The organism is Parasphingorhabdus sp. (assembly GCF_039968395.1).
Classification (GTDB): domain Bacteria; phylum Pseudomonadota; class Alphaproteobacteria; order Sphingomonadales; family Sphingomonadaceae; genus Parasphingorhabdus.
The window spans coordinates 995,571-1,013,785 of record NZ_JBDVPV010000005.1 but is presented as its reverse complement, the minus strand read 5'-3'; the positions used below and the strand labels follow the sequence as shown (position 1 = coordinate 1,013,785).

At 54.7% G+C, this 18,215-nt stretch carries 12 protein-coding genes and 1 tRNA gene; 9 read left to right on the top strand and 4 right to left on the bottom strand.

All coding sequences use genetic code 11. The features are described from left to right. Positions 1-21: 21 nt before the first annotated feature. Positions 22-95 (bottom strand) — tRNA-Gln (locus ABJI30_RS15605). A gap of 140 nt (positions 96-235) precedes the next feature. Here ABJI30_RS15605 and ABJI30_RS15600 point away from each other — a divergent pair. From ABJI30_RS15600 to ABJI30_RS15590, 3 genes are all read left to right on the top strand, one after another. After that, positions 236-1,414: a GGDEF domain-containing protein gene (locus ABJI30_RS15600; protein ID WP_348025337.1), complete on the top strand. Its 1,179-nt coding sequence runs from the start codon at positions 236-238 to the stop codon at positions 1,412-1,414. A 181-nt stretch (positions 1,415-1,595) separates the two neighbouring features. Further along, the gene (locus ABJI30_RS15595; RefSeq protein WP_348017608.1) at positions 1,596-2,708 is read left to right on the top strand and encodes a Ppx/GppA phosphatase family protein; all 1,113 of its coding nucleotides are present in this window, start codon (positions 1,596-1,598) and stop codon (positions 2,706-2,708) included. An 8-nt stretch (positions 2,709-2,716) separates the two neighbouring features. Then, positions 2,717-3,388: an RlmE family RNA methyltransferase gene (locus tag ABJI30_RS15590; RefSeq protein WP_348017607.1), complete on the top strand. Its 672-nt coding sequence runs from the start codon at positions 2,717-2,719 to the stop codon at positions 3,386-3,388. A 10-nt stretch (positions 3,389-3,398) separates the two neighbouring features. Here ABJI30_RS15590 and ABJI30_RS15585 read toward each other — a convergent pair whose 3' ends face one another. From ABJI30_RS15585 to ABJI30_RS15575, 3 genes are all read right to left on the bottom strand, one after another. Next, complete coding sequence (locus ABJI30_RS15585) at positions 3,399-4,154, bottom strand: DsbA family protein (RefSeq protein WP_348025336.1); 756 nt, start codon at positions 4,152-4,154, stop codon at positions 3,399-3,401. Positions 4,155-4,277: 123 nt separating this feature from the next. After that, entirely contained in the window at positions 4,278-5,621 is a 1,344-nt protein-coding gene (locus ABJI30_RS15580) for a M48 family metalloprotease (RefSeq protein ID WP_348017843.1), read from the bottom strand. A gap of 194 nt (positions 5,622-5,815) precedes the next feature. Continuing rightward, the gene (locus ABJI30_RS15575; protein WP_348017605.1) at positions 5,816-8,464 is read right to left on the bottom strand and encodes an Rne/Rng family ribonuclease; all 2,649 of its coding nucleotides are present in this window, start codon (positions 8,462-8,464) and stop codon (positions 5,816-5,818) included. A gap of 566 nt (positions 8,465-9,030) precedes the next feature. Here ABJI30_RS15575 and ABJI30_RS15570 point away from each other — a divergent pair. The 6 genes from ABJI30_RS15570 to ABJI30_RS15545 all read left to right on the top strand — a co-directional run bounded on the left by ABJI30_RS15570 (position 9,031) and on the right by ABJI30_RS15545 (position 18,195). After that, positions 9,031-10,227, top strand: coding sequence for an N-acetylmuramoyl-L-alanine amidase (locus ABJI30_RS15570; RefSeq protein ID WP_348017604.1), 1,197 nt, complete (start codon positions 9,031-9,033; stop codon positions 10,225-10,227). 107 nt (positions 10,228-10,334) lie between these two features. After that, positions 10,335-12,872 (top strand): PBP1A family penicillin-binding protein, encoded by a 2,538-nt coding sequence (locus ABJI30_RS15565; protein ID WP_348017603.1) that lies wholly within the window; start codon positions 10,335-10,337, stop codon positions 12,870-12,872. 12 nt (positions 12,873-12,884) lie between these two features. After that, the gene (locus ABJI30_RS15560) at positions 12,885-13,520 is read left to right on the top strand and encodes a GNAT family N-acetyltransferase (protein WP_348017602.1); all 636 of its coding nucleotides are present in this window, start codon (positions 12,885-12,887) and stop codon (positions 13,518-13,520) included. After that, positions 13,520-15,373 (top strand): monovalent cation:proton antiporter-2 (CPA2) family protein, encoded by a 1,854-nt coding sequence (locus tag ABJI30_RS15555; RefSeq protein ID WP_348017601.1) that lies wholly within the window; start codon positions 13,520-13,522, stop codon positions 15,371-15,373. Before ABJI30_RS15560 ends, ABJI30_RS15555 begins: the two co-directional genes overlap by 1 nt. 96 nt (positions 15,374-15,469) lie before the next feature. Then, positions 15,470-15,940: a (2Fe-2S)-binding protein gene (locus tag ABJI30_RS15550; RefSeq protein ID WP_348017842.1), complete on the top strand. Its 471-nt coding sequence runs from the start codon at positions 15,470-15,472 to the stop codon at positions 15,938-15,940. Then, on the top strand, positions 15,937-18,195 hold the full coding sequence (locus ABJI30_RS15545) for a molybdopterin cofactor-binding domain-containing protein (RefSeq protein ID WP_348017600.1): 2,259 nt from the start codon (positions 15,937-15,939) through the stop codon (positions 18,193-18,195). The genes ABJI30_RS15550 and ABJI30_RS15545 overlap by 4 nt, the downstream gene beginning before the upstream one ends. Positions 18,196-18,215: the final 20 nt, after the last annotated feature.

Here is an 18,215-nt window from a genome sequence, read left to right as displayed (position 1 = left end):
AATTGTTTGCAGCTTGTGAGCTGGATCCCCCGTGAGGATTCGAACCTCAATTGACGGAGTCAGAGTCCGTAGTCTTACCATTAGACGACAGGGGAGCGATGGGGGCGCTGTAATGGCCACAAAATGGGGCGTCAAGGGAAATTGAATGACCGCGGATGACGGTTATGCAAAAAAGGTTACCCAATCTCGATATCCTCTCAATCTTTGACCGGTTTTGCCGTCATAATGCCTGACGATGGAAGCAAATCTGATTTTTCGCGGTATGATGGTCGTAATTCTCGGTCTGTTCTCGATCGTGTTTGCCATTATTTTCACGCATGATCGCACGCAACGATTTGCGGGCTGGCTGGCCTTTGCCTTTTTGTCCGGCCTGTGTGCGTTTCTTGTGGATATCAGCCGGGCCGCGCTTGACCCCGTTCTTTCTGATATCGCCTCAAAACTCCTGTTCTGGGGATTCAGTACGGCACTGGTGATGGGCGTTTTCAAACGGTTTCAGGCGGCTTACCCGTTTCGAATACTGGGATTGACGCTGGGAATTGGGCTGGCTGGTCTGATGTGGTTCAGCTTTGGAAATGCCGATATTATCTATCGATCCATCGTCTCTTCGATAACCGCAGGTCTGATCATGGTCTGGATGATTCCGATCTTGTGGAAAGAACGACGGGGGCGGCTCGGGATGATCATGCTGGCGCTGGTTGCGATACTTTGTGCAACCTATTTCCTGCGACCGATCATTGTCTACGGGATGATGGATGCAACCCACACGGCGGCGACCTATCAAAACTCAGCATATGCAACAATTTTGCATGTCACCAGCGCCATATGCGGTCTGGCTTGCGGCGTTACCATGCTGATCGTGGTGGGGCATGATGTCATTGAAAAATACCAACGGGCCAACACGACCGACCCGCTGACGGGTCTGATGAACCGGCGTGGTCTCGAGAAATATGTAACTTCGGAAATGAGCGGCAGGGCGGCGCAAAAGAGCGTGGTAATCATCGCTGACCTTGATGAATTCAAACAGGTCAATGATCTGTTTGGTCACGAGGCCGGCGATCATGTTCTCAAACGTACGGGCGCGGTTCTTGACACTGTTACCAGTCAACTGGGCAAAGTAGCCCGAATTGGCGGTGAAGAATTTGTCATCATCCTCAATCATGTCAGTTTCCGGGAACGCAATACCATTGCCGAACATATCCGGCTGTCGATCGCTGCAATCGTACATCCTGAAATTGGTCTGAAGGAACGCGTGACGGCCAGTCTCGGCATGGCAGTTGTGGCGGAAGGCGAGAGTTTTTCGATGGCGCTGCGCAGAGCTGATTTTGCCATGTATAAAGCCAAGGCTGATGGTCGAAACTGTGTGGTTGATACCGCGGAATCCGACAATATCGGAATAGCGGGAAGATCAGGATAATCTTCGCACAGGCTTTGAGCGGTGTGACCATCATGGCTGGATATGGGGCACTCAGCTGTCCTGCAGCGAGCCTGGACCAATCGGCATGCTCTAAACTCTTGCACAATATCGAGGCTGAGGTTATCTCTGTCACCAAGTACCGGCGGTATTATCCGATCCGGAGAACATAAGAGTATCGGTCATGGTGGATGAAGCATCCCCATCGCCGCAAAGAAACAACGGCGGTGAGTCCGCGAGGATATCCCGCCCGAAACATGCGGCGACACATAAGAACGGGAGTCGCAATGCGTCTGTCTCCCGTCGAAATAACGGCCGCTGGCCCAAATTGCGATCATATGCTGCGATTGATCTCGGCACCAACAACTGCCGGTTGTTGGTGGCAAAGCCGTCATCGGATGGCTTTATCGTAACGGATGCCTTTTCACGGGTGGTCCGGCTTGGCGAAGGGTTGATCGAAACGGGAAGAATTTCCAACCGCGCCATGGACCGCGCAGTCGCTGCCTTGTCCATCTGTGCAGACAAATTGCGCCGGAGAAATGTGACACTCGCCCGATCAGTGGCGACCGAAGCGTGTCGCAGAGCAAGCAATGGTGACAAATTTATAAATCGCGTCCGGGAAGAAACCGGAATTGCGCTTGATATCATAACGGCTGAAGAAGAGGCCCGGCTCGCTGTACTGGGATGTCAGATCCTGCTGGAACCGGGGCAGGGGCCTGCGCTCATATTCGACATTGGCGGCGGTTCCACTGAATTGGTGCTGGTCGATACATCGGGTGCGGCTCCCGAAATTATCGATTGGCTAAGCGCACCCTGGGGCGTGGTTTCGCTCACGGAAAGTGAAAAGTTTGACGGAAATGATCCGACCGCACGTGAACTGGCGTTCGCGAACATGCGTGCCCGTGTCATGGACAGTTTTGCGGAATTTGCTGACAGATTGCCGATGGACGAGGGATCGGATTTTCGCTTGCTCGGCACCAGCGGGACAGTGACGACATTGGCCAGCCTGCACTTAAAATTGCCGCAATATGATCGCCGGGTGATTGACGGGCTGATCGTGCCGACCGATTCCATGCGGGATATCAGCGCAATGCTGGCCCATTGTTCGCCGGCTGAGCGCGCAGAAATTCCGTGTATCGGAAAAGAGCGGGCAGATCTGGTTGTCGGCGGCTGTGCTATCCTTGATTCCATTCTCGACATCTGGCCGGCAAATCGGGTGGGTGTGGCTGACAGAGGTATCCGGGAGGGAATATTGCGGTCGTTAATGTCTTCCAATGAAAACCGGTCAAGGCGTTAGGGATTGTCATGAGCAGAGGGCGATCAGGGCAGAAACAGAGAGTCAGAACGGCAAAGGGACGAAAAATCGGATCTACCCGGTGGCTCGAACGTCAGTTGAACGACCCCTATGTCAAACAGGCCAAGGCAGATGGTTACCGGTCTCGTGCGGCCTATAAATTGCTGGAACTGGACGAGCGTTTCAAGTTTGTCCGCAAGGCGAAAGCCGTAGTTGATCTGGGCATCGCACCTGGTGGGTGGGCACAAGTGGTTCGCAAATTCATACCACGTGCGGGCGTTGTCGGAATCGACCTTTTGCCAGTGGATCCGATTGACGGCGTGACGATTTTTGAAATGGACTTCATGGACGACAAGGCGCCGGACATGTTGTTGGAGGCACTGGGATGCGCGCCGGATCTGGTGCTGTCTGACATGGCAGCCAATACCGTAGGGCATCAGCAAACCGATCATTTGCGCACTATGGGGCTTGTCGAAGCCGGGGCCTGGTTTGCGATTGAAAATCTGGAAAAGGGTGGAACATTTGTGGCAAAGGTGCTGGCCGGGGGAACCGACAGCGAATTGCTCAAACTGCTAAAGCAACATTTTGCGACGGTCAAACATGCCAAACCTCCAGCCAGTCGCAAGGGATCATCGGAATGGTATGTGGTCGCTCAGGGTTTTAAAGGACGAGCCGCTGATTAGCCCCAATCGTCTATTTTGATCCGCGTGCCTTTGCGACCATTTCCTTGAGACCGTCATAGCCAACCGCACCAACCTGAGATTGATTTCCAATCACGAACGCCGGCGTACCGGTAAATTGCAGCCTGCGGGCGACCGCAATATTGCTTTGAATTTCCTCTGTTGCTTCGGCTGATTTCATGAAAGCCCGGGCGGCGGACAGGTCAAGGCCCGTTTCGGATGCAGCAGCTTCAATGGTGGAGGGGGTAGGGCGACCAGTCGCGAACATTGTTTTGTGAAACTCGTAATATTTGCCCTGTTTCGCGGCGGCCAAAGCCATAAGCGCAGCTGTATTACTGGCTTCACTCAATATCGGAAGTTCACGGAACACAACTTTGATATTCTTGTCTTCCTTGAGCAATCGGTCAATCGCTGCGGTGGTTTGTTTGCAATAGGGGCAGGCAAAATCAGAATATTCGACAATCGTCACATCCCCATTGGGGTTCCCGGCAAAGGCTTTTCCGGCATAGGGAGCCTCTATCTGTTCGCGAACTTCGTTGATCGCAGAGGCCTTTTCCCGATTCTGCAATATCTCGACAGCCTCTGGAATGATTTCAGGGTTTTTGAGGATATAGTCGCGAACAATGGCTTCAATTGCCGCCTGTTCCTGCGAGTTGATCCCGGCCGCTACGGCCTGGGCAGAGGCATCAGCTGATGATGCGCTACCTGTCTGCGAAAACCAGACGGCTGCTGCCGCCGCTATGGCTAATCCGCCACCTGCCATAATCATCCACTTTCTGTTCGGGTTATCCGCCACATGTCACCATTGTTGTTTCCTAGCTCCCTAAGCGGAGGTTCGTCATTTTGTCCACAATTGTTACAGATTTGCAGCGTTTAATTGGCGCGGTAGTGGCTACCGCCGTTTGGCAGCACGTTCGAATTCGCTTTTTGCGATTAACGAAATATCCTGAGCCCGGATCCAGTCTGGGGTGTTTTCCGCGATTCCTCCCATTGCAATCTGGGAGCTGCGGATCGCTCCGCCATAATTTCTCTGGAGTAGGGCGCTTTCGGCGGTGGCAAGCTGGGCACGAGCCGTATCGCCTTTTTGGGAATAGACTACGCCGAGTTGATACCAGGCAAAGGGGTTGCGATTATCCTTGATCACCGCAGCCTTCAGGACGGTTTCTGCTTCCTCAAAATGGGTTTCATCCTCGGTGGCAATAAGCGCATGGCCAAACAAGGCCGCGATCAGCGGCTGTGCATTGGTCAGGGTCACCGCTTTGCGCAACGATTCCAGAGCCTCGTCAGGTCTGCCGGATTCAAGCATGATCTGCCCCTGCAATTCGAGGAAATAGGGGTCATTTGGCTCATCGGTCAGCAGTTTGTTTACTTCTTCAAGCGCCTTGTCGGGATAAGCGCTCTTGTGCCAGGCATAAGCCCGGGCGTAGCGGGCCGGAACAGTTTGATCACTTTGGGGAAACTGGCGCAGCGTCGTGTTTGGATCTGCGGTAAATCCCAGCAATTTGGCTTTTACCCTCTGAAAGCGACGTTCAATCTCGGGGTTTGGAGGCGTATCCCATGCAGGATCTGCCTGATAGACATCGCGCAACAGCGACACACGTTCGCCGGACAGGGGGTGGGTGCGACCGTAGCTATCCTCTTGCGGAATACCCAGGCGAAACTCGTAATTCTGCAGTTTTTTGAAAAAGTCGATCGAACCTCTGCCGGTAATCCCGGCGGCTGAAAGATAACGCGCGCCTGCGGCATCTGCACTGCGTTCCTGGACCCGGCTGAACGCAAGGAACTTACCCAACGCGGCCTGCTGGCCCGCGGCCAATATTCCCGCGCCCGCTTCGCCGGCTCCCGCAGCAATCGCAGCCGCGCCAAGAATAAGGCTCAATATCGTTATACCGGTAGCGGTTTCGATACCTTCGTTGAAGCGGATGATATGACCGCCGGTAATATGCCCGAGCTCATGCGCCATCACGCCCTGAATCTCGACCGCACTGTCAGCGGCGGCCAGCGTTCCGGAATAGAAGAACATCCGTTGTCCGCCAGCGACAAACGCATTTATCTGGTTGTCGTTAATCAATATGACTTCGACTTCGTCGGCATCCAGCTCCGAAACCGCAACGAGCGGGGCAACCATATCGCTGAACAGCGCTTCGGTTTCCGCATCCCGCAATATGGATTGCGCAGCGACGGGTTGAACAGCCACTGCAATCGCTGCGATCAAAGTGACAAAAAAGCGAAGCATTGTCAGGCTATAGCCATATTTCTGCGGTTCAGACGGATTTTCTGTCAGGGACGGCATGAAATTCCTTTTACTGGATTCCAGATAAATTACATCGTTTCCAATGACATTGGTAGCCTGAACCTTTGCTGAAATAAAACCGGCCCTGTTTGCAAATGCATCCAGAGCCGGTTTGAACCCATTGATGGGATCAGCACTTAGCCAAACGTACGCTGCCACCAGCCCTGCCGAGCTGGTCCGTCAGATCCGGCAGCGCTCTCCGTCGTGTCTTCAGACTTTGCAGCAGTGGATTTTTTCCGGGTTGCCCGCGGCGCTGCTTTTGCCGCAGATTTGGCCGCAGGTGCTTTCTTCGCATCTTTGGTTTCCTTGGGCTTTGCTTCTTTGGCCTTGGTGTCTTTCGAGGACGCTGTATCCGCCGGCGCATCTTTCTTTGCGCGAGATCGCGGAGCCCGTTTGGGTTTCGCATCTTCTTCCACATCCGCAGTGCCTGCTTCTTCATCCTTTTTAGCAGCAGTTTTGCGTGGAGCCCGGCGGCGTTTAGGCTTCTCGTCGGCTTCTGATGCGGATGCTTCTTCTGCACCGGAAGCAGGGCCATCTGCTTCGGCTTTCTTCCGCGGAGCCCGCCGACGCTTCGGTTTTTCTTCCGCGCTGTCGTCAGCCTTGGCTTCTCCGGATTCTACTTCGGCAGCAACCGCTTCATCGGACTTCGGTTTGCTGCGATCAGGTTTGGTGGAACCATCATCTTTCGCATTTTCACTCTGATCAGCATTGCGCTCGCGATCAGCGCCACGTCCTCTGCGTCCCCTGCGGCGGCGACGCTTGCGCGGTTTGTCTTCTCCGGATTCGTGATGGTCATCCTGACCGGAAGCGGCAGCATCATCGTCATCATCATCGACAATGGGCTCGAATTTTGGAGCATTTTTTGGTGGTCCACCCGTGCCGGACACTTCCATTCTAGCACCTTCGACTTCACCGTCGGGCGTGATTTGAACTGAAACACCGTAACGTTTTTCGATGTCATCAATCTCATGCCGCTTGCTGTTGAGCACGTAAATCGTGGCTTCCTGGCTGGCAGTCAGGGTGATTTGCTGTGCTTTGCCTTTAGCAGCTTCTTCTTCGATCAGGCGTAGCGCAGACAGAGCCGATGATGATGCGGTCCGAACCAGGCCAGTACCTTCGCAGTGAGGGCATATTTTCGTTGAAGCTTCCAGAACACCGGTCCGCAGACGCTGTCGGCTCATTTCGAGCAGACCGAAGCTGGAGATCCGGCCAACTTGAATGCGGGCGCGGTCATTTTTCAATGCATCGCGCATCGCACGTTCAACTTTGCGGATATTGCCATGACGGTCCATGTCGATAAAATCGATGACGACCAGACCGGCCATGTCACGCAAACGCAACTGACGGGCAATTTCAGCTGCAGCTTCAAGATTGGTTTTGACAGCCGTTGCCTCGATACCATGCTCGCGTGTCGAGCGACCCGAGTTGATATCGATCGACACCAGAGCTTCCGTAGGATTAATAACAAGATAGCCGCCAGATTTCAGCTGCACTTCCGGTTGATACATGGCCGATAGCTGATCCTCGGCTCCGTAACGCTGGAACAGGGAAACCGGGTCTGCGTAGCTTTTCACCCTTCGACTGTGACTGGGCATCAGCAGTTTCATGAAGTCCTTGGCTGCGGCATAGCCATCAGCACCTTCGACCAGGACTTCTTCGATATCGCGGTTGTATATGTCGCGGATCGCGCGCTTGATCAGATCGCTGTCACTATGGATCAGTTTTGGCGCGACGGCACCCAAAGTATTTTCGCGAATTTCATCCCAGAGACGGGCAAGATAGTCAAAGTCACGTTTGATTTCAGGCTTGGTGCGAGACAGGCCAGCCGTCCTGACAATACAGCCCATGGTGCTGGGGAGTTTCAGATCGGCAATAATTGATTTTAATCGCTTGCGATCGCCGGCATTGTTGATTTTCCGGCTGATGCCACCGCCATGCGAGGTGTTGGGCATCAAAACGCAGTAACGTCCGGCGAGACTGAGATAAGTAGTCAGTGCGGCACCTTTGTTGCCGCGTTCTTCCTTCACCACTTGTACCAGAACTACCTGACGGCGCTGAATGACATCCTGTATCTTGTAGCGTTTGCGCAAAGCCATACGCTTTTGGCGTGCCTGATCGCTGGCCTTGGCAACATTGCCTTTGCCGCGCCCGCCACGTCCACCGCGATTGCGACCTTTGCCGCCGCGGCCGCGACGGCCTTTGGGTTTTTCTTCATTTGCGGCTTCATTGTCATTTGACGATTCCGCGTCATCTTTGGATTCGGTGTCGTCGCTGTTGTCGCCTTCATCATCCCCGTCTTCGTCATCGTCATCATCTTCGTCAGATGCATCTTCAGCGGGAATCTCGCCTTCGGTGACATCGATTGTATCGACGCTTTCGTCTTTTTCGACTTCGACCAGGGCGGTATCAAGTTCTTCAGTGGCTTCGCTGCGCACCAGATCGGCCGGTGCGTCTTCTTCCTCTTCTTCCTGTGCACGCAAAGCTGCTTCTTCGGCAGCATGCTCAGCTTCTTCGGCGAGCAGGCGTTCGCGATCTTCTTTTGGAATTTGATAGTAATCGGGATGAATTTCCGAAAAGGCCAGAAATCCGTGGCGATTGCCGCCATAGTCGACAAAAGCAGCTTGAAGCGAGGGTTCAACTCGCGTCACTTTTGCCAGATAGATGTTGCCTTTTAGCTGTTTGTGTTCGCTGGATTCAAAATCAAATTCTTCAATTTTGTTCCCTTTTACGACCGCCACCCGGGTTTCTTCCTGGTGGCGCGCGTCGATTAACATGCGCGTTGTCATTCAATATACTCCTGGCATGGCGAGGCGGATCAGAGTCCGGTGGTGCCATGCAATGTGAAAGGGATGACGTCTTCTTGCCCAATGTCCCATCATGTGGGGCGGGCGGCGTCATCCGGTTGATTTGAAATGTTTCTGATAAAAATGCGTCTGCAACAACTGCATGGCCCTGGCCGTTAGCCGGGATCAGTCCGATCATGAAAGCACGACCACTTGGGTGTGCCTCTGAACCGGAGATGTCATGCCTCATGTCGCGTCAACCTGGTATGGACCGAATGTTTTTTCAGTCTCGAATTCAGTTCACCGGAAGTTTCCGGTCAACGTGGAAGAGGTGCTAGCACCGTCTTTGGGGATCGGCAACACAAACCGTAAACATCGCAAAGGATGACGGATCGGCCATATCCAGCTGCCGTTTTCGAGGAACATGGTAAATTTGTCGTTAACCTTGTCATTTCACCGGAGCTTACGGATTTATCGTTAACTGCCTGTTTATCACGAAACGGGTTGGGATCTGCAGACATATGAATTTTAGCTGGACCGAATTGGCGGGGACACTACATAAGACCGGCATGAGTTTTGTATTGATCCTGGCGTCTTCGCTACTGGCGGTCGAACCTGCGCAGTCAGGTTCGGTAAAGCGCATCGACACAGGTGCCAGTCAGATTACTGTAGCTTTCGATGACCTTGTTGAAGGCGCGTCGGCTTTTTCCCTGATAGGTCCCAATCGTATTGCGATTGACGTGCGCGGCGGCAAAGCCGGGCGTGGCGGACGGGCAACCGGGATGGTAAAAGCCATTCGTCAGGGCCAGTTCGACTCCAATACCGCCAGAATTGTGTTTGATCTCGATCAGCCTGCCATAATCACTAGCGGTGGATTTTCTGCCGATGGCAAGAGCCTTCACCTCAATCTGAAATCGGTTACCGGGAACGGTTCGCTCGGAGGCCGGCAAACATTTCTGCCGCCGCTTCGTTTTCGCGCAGAGCCGCCCAAAAATACATATAGCGTCAAGGCTCCAATCGGCAGGCCGAAGGACCTGGTCGCCTTGCCCAAGATCTATGGGCCAAACGATCCGGAGCGCCCGCTTGTCGTGCTGGATGCCGGACATGGTGGTCACGATCCGGGCGCAATCTCACCGCACGGCAATCAGCGCGAGAAAAATGTGACTTTGGCCATTGCCCGAGCGATCCGTGATCGGCTGGTCGCAAGCGGCCGGGTTCGTGTGGCACTCACGCGGAATACCGACAAGTTTCTGGTCCTCGAAGAACGGTACGGGATTGCCCGTCGTCTCGACGCTGATCTGTTCATCTCCATTCATGCGGATGCAGCGGGGAATGAAGAAGCTTCCGGCGCGACTGTTTATACTTTGTCGGAAGTTGCTTCCGATCGGGAGGCTTCCAAGCTTGCGGCCCGGGAAAACAAATCCAACGTTATCAATGGTGTGAATCTCGGCGGTACCAATCAGGAATTGTCATCGATTTTGATCGATCTGACCCAACGTGAAACAATGAACGTATCCGCGGACTTTGCAAAACTGCTTCACCGTGAAGGTCGCAGGGCGATGCCGTTTCGCAGCAATCCTCACCGATTTGCTTCTTTCGTGGTCCTGAAAGCACCAGACACCCCGTCAGTCCTGTTCGAAACCGGCTATTTGACCAACCGCAACGACGCTGCATTTCTTAACTCGCAAAACGGCCAATCCAGAATTGCCGATGGCGTCGCCAATGCCATCGAAACTCATTTTGCCCGCAAGCTGGCTCAGCGCTAGGGCTCAGCGCCCAATCCAGACCAGCTTTTCGCGTATAGCGGCATCAAAGAAAATTTTACGCGATAGTGGCTGGAAAATCGCCGGAACGGTGCTAGACAGCGCTACATATGGTTGAGGAAACAGAAAATACGGCAGGTGAAAGCCTTGCCTACAAGCTCGAACGGAATACGGGCGGGCTGGTCGCGGCAATGGAACGGCTCTGGCAGAAGAAATGGTTTCGCCTGTTTCTTGGCTTTATTGCCTTGTGTTTGCTCGGCTGGCTGGTGATCTGGGCCGTGTTTGCGCGCGATTTGCCTGATGCTGCAACTCTGCAGCAATATGAGCCGCCACTACCTACCACCGTCCGCGCTTATGATGGTGAGCCGGTGCACAGCTATGCCCGGGAGCGACGGGTTCAACTGGAGTTTGTAGAATTTCCTGCGCTCTTGGTTCGTGCTTATCTGGCGGCAGAGGATCGCACGTTTTTTGAACATGGTGGTCTCGACTATCCCGGAATTGCCACGGCGATCGTGACCAACATTTCCAATAGCGGGCGACCCGTCGGGGCATCTACGATCACCCAGCAAGTTGCCAAAAACCTGCTGCTGACCAACGAAGTTTCCTATCGCCGCAAAGTGCGCGAAGCGCTGCTGGCCTACCGGATTGAAGAAGTGCTGACGAAGGAAGAGATCCTCGAACTGTATCTCAACCAGATTTTTCTCGGTCGAAATGCCTATGGTGTGCAGGCCGCAGCGCAAGCCTATTTTGGCAAAGACGTGGATGCACTTGCGTTGCACGAGATGGCTTATCTTGCGATCCTGCCGAAAGGCCCGTCCAATTATCGCCCCGAAAATAACGAGCAGCGCGCGATCAATCGTCGTAACTGGGTATTGGGTGAAATGCTCGAAAATGGTTGGGTGACCGAAGCACAACATGATGCTGCGCGCGCGGAACCACTCGGGGCCATTCGCAGGTCCGGTCCAAGGTTTGAACGTGTCGGCGGTTATTTTATCGAAGAAGTGCGCCGGGAACTGATCGAACGCTTTGGGGAATCCAATGAAGATGGTGAAAGCCCGTATAGCGTCTACTCCGGGGGCTTGTGGGTAAGGACTTCACTGAACCCGGAATTGCAGTCGCTGACCAAAGACGCGTTGCGAACCGGTCTGCTGCGATATAGTCGCGGCAAGGGCTGGGGCGGCGCGATCAACACGATCGAAATAGATGACAAATGGCCCCAGCGTCTGGCGTCTACATTCATCGATACCGATCATTCCGACTGGCGGATTGCGGTCGCAATCGCGCGGAACGGCAATGGCGCGGAAATCGGGTTTTCCGATGGGACCACCGGACGAATTGGCGGTGTGCCAAATGCTCTGAAAGCCGGCGACATTATTGCGGTCAGCCCGGCGGGCGGCAGCAATTATACGCTGCGCAACGTACCGGCGGTCTCGGGCGGCATGGTCGTGCAAAACCCGCGCAACGGCCGGATATGGGCAATGCAAGGCGGCTTTGATGACCGGATGAGCTCCTTTAACCGGGCGACCCAGGCCGAACGGCAACCGGGGTCGACAATCAAGCCATTTGTATATGCGACGGCTCTGGATCAGGGGATGACACCGGCAACGATCATCGTCGACAGTCCGTTTTGTGTCTATCAATCTGCTGCGCTGGGCCGCAAATGTTTCCAGAATTTCGGCGGATCGCGCGGAGCAGGGGAACAGACATTACGCTGGGGTGTCGAACAGTCCCGTAACCTGATGACAGTTCGGGCAGCCAATGATGCGGGCATGGAAAATGTGGTCAAAACAATCAAAACGATGGGTATTGGCGACTATCAGCCATATCTCGCGTTCGCGCTGGGCGCAGGCGACACGACGGTTGCGAAACTCACCAATGCCTATTCAATGCTGGTCAATCATGGACGTGAGCTGAAACCGACCGTGATCGACTATGTTCAGGATCGCAAAGGCAAGGTCATCCTGCGAGCGGACAGTCGCAATTGCGAAGACTGCAATATGGCGGAATGGAATGGCGAACCGATGCCGCGTCCACGTCCGGCTGGCAAACAATTGATGAATCCGATGACCGCCTATCAGATGGTCAATATTCTGGAAGGCGTGATTACGCGGGGGACGGCACAGAATCTGAAAAGCCTGAATCGGCCTTTGTTCGGCAAAACCGGTACCGCGAGCGGTCCAACCAATGTCTGGTTTGTCGGAGGATCGCCTGACTTGGTTGCCGGCGTTTACATGGGCTATGACCAGCCGAAAAATATGGGCGGATATGCGCAGGGCGGTACTTTGGCGGCACCGATATTCCGGCAGTTTGCCGAAAAGGCGATGGCCGGAATGCCCAAAACACCATTTGTTGCACCCAAAGGAATCCGCATGGTTCGCGTTGATCGCAAAAGCGGAAAGCGCGTTTTTGGTGGTTGGCCCAGTGACGATCCACGCGGCGCAGTTATCTGGGATGTGTTCAAACCGCAAACCGAACCGAGGCGCTCTATTCGCCGGGAAGAATTACTGGCGCGGCTTGAAGCCAAAAAAGCCGAAATCGCTGCCGCACAAGCAGCGGCGCGTGCACGGGCTAGTGATGCCTCATTGCGCAGCAGGGGGCCTGCGCGAAATGACAATGACTTCCTGCAGGAAGAAGGCGGCATCTATTAAGTTCGCCGGGCGATGATAGCGGCGGATATCGCGCAGGTAGACGGCATCAGAACCGTTGGTCGTGAAGATGCGCGATTGCTCGCAGATGTTACTGCAGACGCTTTTCGTAATGATCCGTTCAACAGCTGGCTGTTCTCCGGCCACAAGGCGATGCACCGAACATTTGGTGTGCTCGCGCGCCATATTTACGGCCCAAATGGGTTCTGCCAGATATTGGGCGATGGCAGGAAAGACCTGGCGGCGACCATGTGGATGCTGCCGGGAGGCAATATGGACATGCCATTGTCTGGCGTGTCTTCACTTTACGCCAGCCTGTTCTTCAACGGCGGATTTTCGGCCTTGATGCGCGGCAAAGCGGCGGGTGAGGCAATGGAATTGCATCATCCAAAAGAGCCGCATGCCTATCTGTTCACTGTCGGCGTATGTGCAGACGGGCGCGGCCGCGGATTGGGCCGGCAGATGCTGCTGCCCGTATTGGAGGCGTGCGATCGAACCGGTACAATGGTGTATCTCGAAAACTCCAATCCCGACAATCGCCGATTCTACAACAGTCTCGGATTCGAGAGGATCGAACTTTTTACCGCTACTCCGGAGAGCCCGCCTCTTGAAGCCATGCGCCGAGATCCGCGAACAGGACAGGCTGGCTGATGGCTGATTTCCTGTTGCTGGCGTTTATATTTCTGGTGGCTGGTGTCATTGCTGTGCCTATTGCATCGCGGTTTGGATTGGGGTCAGTGCTGGGTTATTTGATCGCAGGTATCCTGATCAGCCCAACCCTCAATTTTCTCGGTGTTGATGTTGTCGCTGTACAGCATTTTGCTGAGTTCGGCGTTGTCATGATGCTGTTTCTGGTGGGACTGGAACTTGAACCCAAACTGCTTTGGGAGATGCGCGGACGGCTGGTTGGTTTGGGCGGGGGACAGGTTCTGGGAACCGCCGTAATCATAATGGCGCTCGCCCTGTTTCTGGGACAGGCCTGGCAAGTGTCGGTGGCAATCGGACTTGTACTGGCGCTTTCTTCGACTGCGATCGTGTTGCAGTCCCTCAATGAAAAAGGCCTGATGAAAAGCGACGGCGGGCAGGCGAGTTTCTCCGTATTGCTGTTTCAGGATATCGCCGTCATCCCGATGCTGGCGCTGTTGCCGCTTCTCGCCGTTCCTGAGCTGGTGGGAGCGGCAGAAGCCGGTCATGACAGCAGCCTGAGTTTAGTCGCTGATCTCAATTCCTGGCAAACGGCGCTCGTGACTTTGGGGGCGATCGCCTTTGTGGTTTTTGGCGGTAATTATCTGACCCGTCCGATCTTCCGGTTTATCGCCGCCGCACGATTGCGCGAGCTGTTCACTGCTGCAGCGCTGATGATGATTATCGGAATCGCGTTGCTGATGACCCTGGTCGGTCTGTCTCCGGCGCTGGGCACGTTTCTGGCGGGCGTTGTGCTGGCGAACAGCGAGTATCGGCACGAACTGGAATCTGATATTGAACCTTTCAAAGGATTGTTGCTCGGTCTGTTCTTCATGACCGTCGGAGCCGGTATCAATTTTGCGTTGCTAACCGAAAATGCCGGACCCATTATCGGACTGACGCTGGGTCTGATTTTCGTCAAGATTCTGGTGCTTTTGGTCCTGGGTAGCCTGTTCAATATACCGGGAGCCCATCGTTGGCTTTTTGCGTTGAGTCTCGCTCAAGCGGGCGAGTTCGGCTTTGTCTTGCTGGCCTTCACGGTTGCCAACGGCATTCTGCCGGATGCCATCGCGGACAAATTGCTTCTGGTGGTCGCGCTTTCGATGCTGCTGACGCCGCTGCTCTTCATATTATACGATCGGGTCATCGCACCGCTCTATAATCGCGAGCAAGAGCGCGAGGCCGATCATATCCCGGATGCCAGCCCGATCATCATCGCCGGTCGCGGGCGCGTAGGCGGGATTGTCGATCGTATACTGGAAAGTGCTGGTTATAAATCAACGGTTATTGATTTTAGTTCCGTGCAACTGGGTCGACTCCAAAAATTTGGAATCAACGCCTATTTTGGAGATGCAACCCGTCCCGATCTGCTGCGTTCAGCCGGTATTGCAGAAGCCAAGATGCTTATCGTAGCAATTGATGGCAAGGAGCAGATTACCAAACTTGTCCGGCATGCCGTCCAGACCTATCCGGATCTGCATGTCATCGCGCGCGCTGTCGACCGCGATCATGTCTATGAATTATGGTCGGTCGGTTGTCGTGATATCATCCGGGAAAGCTACGACAGTTCGGTCCGGATGGGGCGTTCGGCTTTCGAGGCAATTGGCATTCCGCGCGAAACGGCTGATCGCATGGTCGGAATATTCCAGGATGCGGATCGCCGTTCAATGATCGAATTTGCTGATGTGTATGACATCGACATCCCGTTCTACGAAAATGAGGCATTGATCGCCAAGGCGCGGCAGTTGCAGGACGAGTGGGAACCGGAGCTGCGCGAGCAGATTATCGCGATCATGAACGGGCAGGGCGTGCCGGATTGACAATTCGTTCAACGCACGCCGAATTTCTGCCAACGGTATGGAAAAATATGCCCGAAGTCGTATCCTGCGCAACCAGGTTGGAGCGGAGGGGAAGATATCATGCAGATCAGCGTAAACGGAAAATCAGAGGAATTTGATGGCGATGCGGAAATGCCTCTGCTCTGGTTCCTGCGGGAAAATTCCAATCTCAAAGGTACGAAATTTGGCTGTGGAGCGGGTCTGTGCGGCGCCTGTACAGTACATGTTGATGGTAAAGCGACACGGTCCTGCATCACGCCCATGTCGGCTATTGAAGGAGCCGAGATTACCACGATTGAGGCGCTGGCTGAAGGCGGAGAGCTACACCCGGTTCAGCAGGCCTGGATCGAAGAAGATGTCGCGCAATGCGGATATTGCCAGGCCGGCCAGATCATGGCGGTCGCCGAATTGCTGGAACGCATTCCCCATCCAACGGATGCAGAAATCGATGCTAACCTGACCAATATCTGCCGATGTGGAACCTATTACCGATTGCGCAAGGCAGTGCATCGGGCTGCAGAACTCAGCGACCGGGGGATATTCTCATGAACGCACCGGATATGAAGTTGAGCCGCCGAAGCCTGCTGAGTTACACGGCGGTCGCGGGCGCCCTTGTTATCGCAACGCCGCTGGCCTCCTGTGGCCGACCCCAAGAGGATGCTGCACCGGCAAAGCCCAAAGGACCCGCTGTGGCCGCTGGGCCTTTTGTTGCCGTTCGCGCCGACGAATCCGTCGTCATCGGTTTTCCCAACCCTGAAATGGGGCAGGGCGTGGACACTTCGCTTGCCATGCTGGTGGCGGAAGAATTGCGTGTCGACTTTGAGAAAGTGGAAGTGCAGCAAATGCCGCTGGGTCTGATGCTGGGCGAAGATGGCAATGTGACATGGAAGAACCTGCCGCAGGGATCGGGTGGCAGCACATCGATTACCGGCCATTGGGAGCCGCTCCGTAAAGCCGGTGCACTGGCGCGGATGCTGCTGGTTGTCGCAGCTGCAAAACAGTGGGGCATAGCGGAAGCTGAATTGACCGCCGAAAACGGGGTTGTCACTCACCCAGCGTCTGAACGGTCTGCGACATATGGCGAGCTTGTCAAAGCTGCCGGCGACATTGACCTTGGTGAGGCTGAACCCGAGCTGATCGCAAAGGATAAATTCCGGATTATCGGTACATCGCAGAAAATGAAAAATGCCCGGGCCATTGTCACAGGCCAGCCGCTTTACGGAATTGATGCTGAAGTTCCGGGAATGCTTCATGCTGTGGTCGCGCGCAGCCCTCATTTCGACGGGATCGCGAAATCGGTGGATGATAGTGCCACACGAAAAATCAATGGCGTTCGTGACGTGGTCAAAATCGAGCGGCCAGCACCGGATGGCCCTTACGATGTCCAGGCCGAGGGATATGCGGTTGTGGCTGACAGTTTGTGGGCTGCTTTAAAAGGTCGAGACGCGTTGAATATTGAATGGGATACGGGCCCATTTGCCGACGAGAGCTCCGCAGGTTTTAAATCCCATTGCGAGCAGTTGCTGGAGGGCCGGGGGCAGATCGTCCGCAATGACGGAAATTTTGATGCTGCCATTGCCGATGCGGACAACGTGCATGAGGCCAACTACTGGCAGCCATATGTCAGTCACTCGCCATTGGAACCGCAAAACGCGATAGCCGATGTCAAAACAGATTCGGTACATATAATCGCACCCACACAAACGCCCTCCAGCGCCAATCGGATGGTCGCTGCGGCACTCGATATCGAAGACCGACTGTCCATTACGGTGGTTCCCACCAGACTGGGTGGCGGGTTTGGTCGGCGTCTTTCCAACGACTATGCTGTCGAAGCGGCGCTGATCTCAAAAGCCGTGAACGCACCGGTTAAAGTCCAGTGGACGCGGGACGATGACCTGCGCCACGATTTCTATCGTCCGTCCGGCATGCATCATTTGCGTGCGGCTTTTGACGGAGAAGGCAAGCTGACCGCCTGGACCCACCGACTGGCAAGCGCTTCCAAATATTATCGCCGGCCCAATCTGCCGGAAACAGATTATTGGCAGGCCGAACTCTATCCGGATAATTTTCCCGGAAATCTGGTGGATAATTATCGCGTCGAGTATTTCTCTGCCAAATCCGGAGCACCCCGCGGATCCTGGCGGGCACCGGCGCATACGGCCAACGCTTTTGTCGTGGAGAGCTTTCTCGATGAAATCGCACATGACCGCGGCGAAGATCCACTGGCGCTCCGGCTTCGGATTTTGGGGGAGGATCGCGAGCTGGAATATGGACAGCATGGCGGTCCGACATTCAATCCGGGACGATTGGCAACGGTGTTGAAACTGGCCGCTGAAAAAGCCGGTTATGGCCAGAAAATGCCCGACGGGCAGGGGCGCGGTATTGCATGCCACTTTACCTTTGGCGGATATGTAGCGCAGGTCGTTGATGTGGCGATAGATGATCAGGGCGGGCTCAAAGTTCTGAAAGTGGTCGGAGCCGTGGACATCGGGCAGGTCGTCAATCCAAACGGCGTCAGGGCGCAGCATGAAGGCGGCATCAACGATGGTTTGTCGACAGCCTTGCGACTGGCGATAAATGTCGAAGGAGGCCGGGTCACCAATGCCAATTTCGACAGCTATGAGTTAATGAAAATCGCCGATGCTCCGGTGGATATCGAAACCCATATTGTCGAGAATGAATATCCACCGGCAGGCATGGGTGAAATGGGATTACCGCCCTTGGCACCCGCGCTGGCCAATGCGATCTTTCAGGCCAGCGGCAAGCGGATAAGGGACTTGCCGATTGCAGATCAGCTGGCCTGAGGAGTGATCCGTCCCTGATG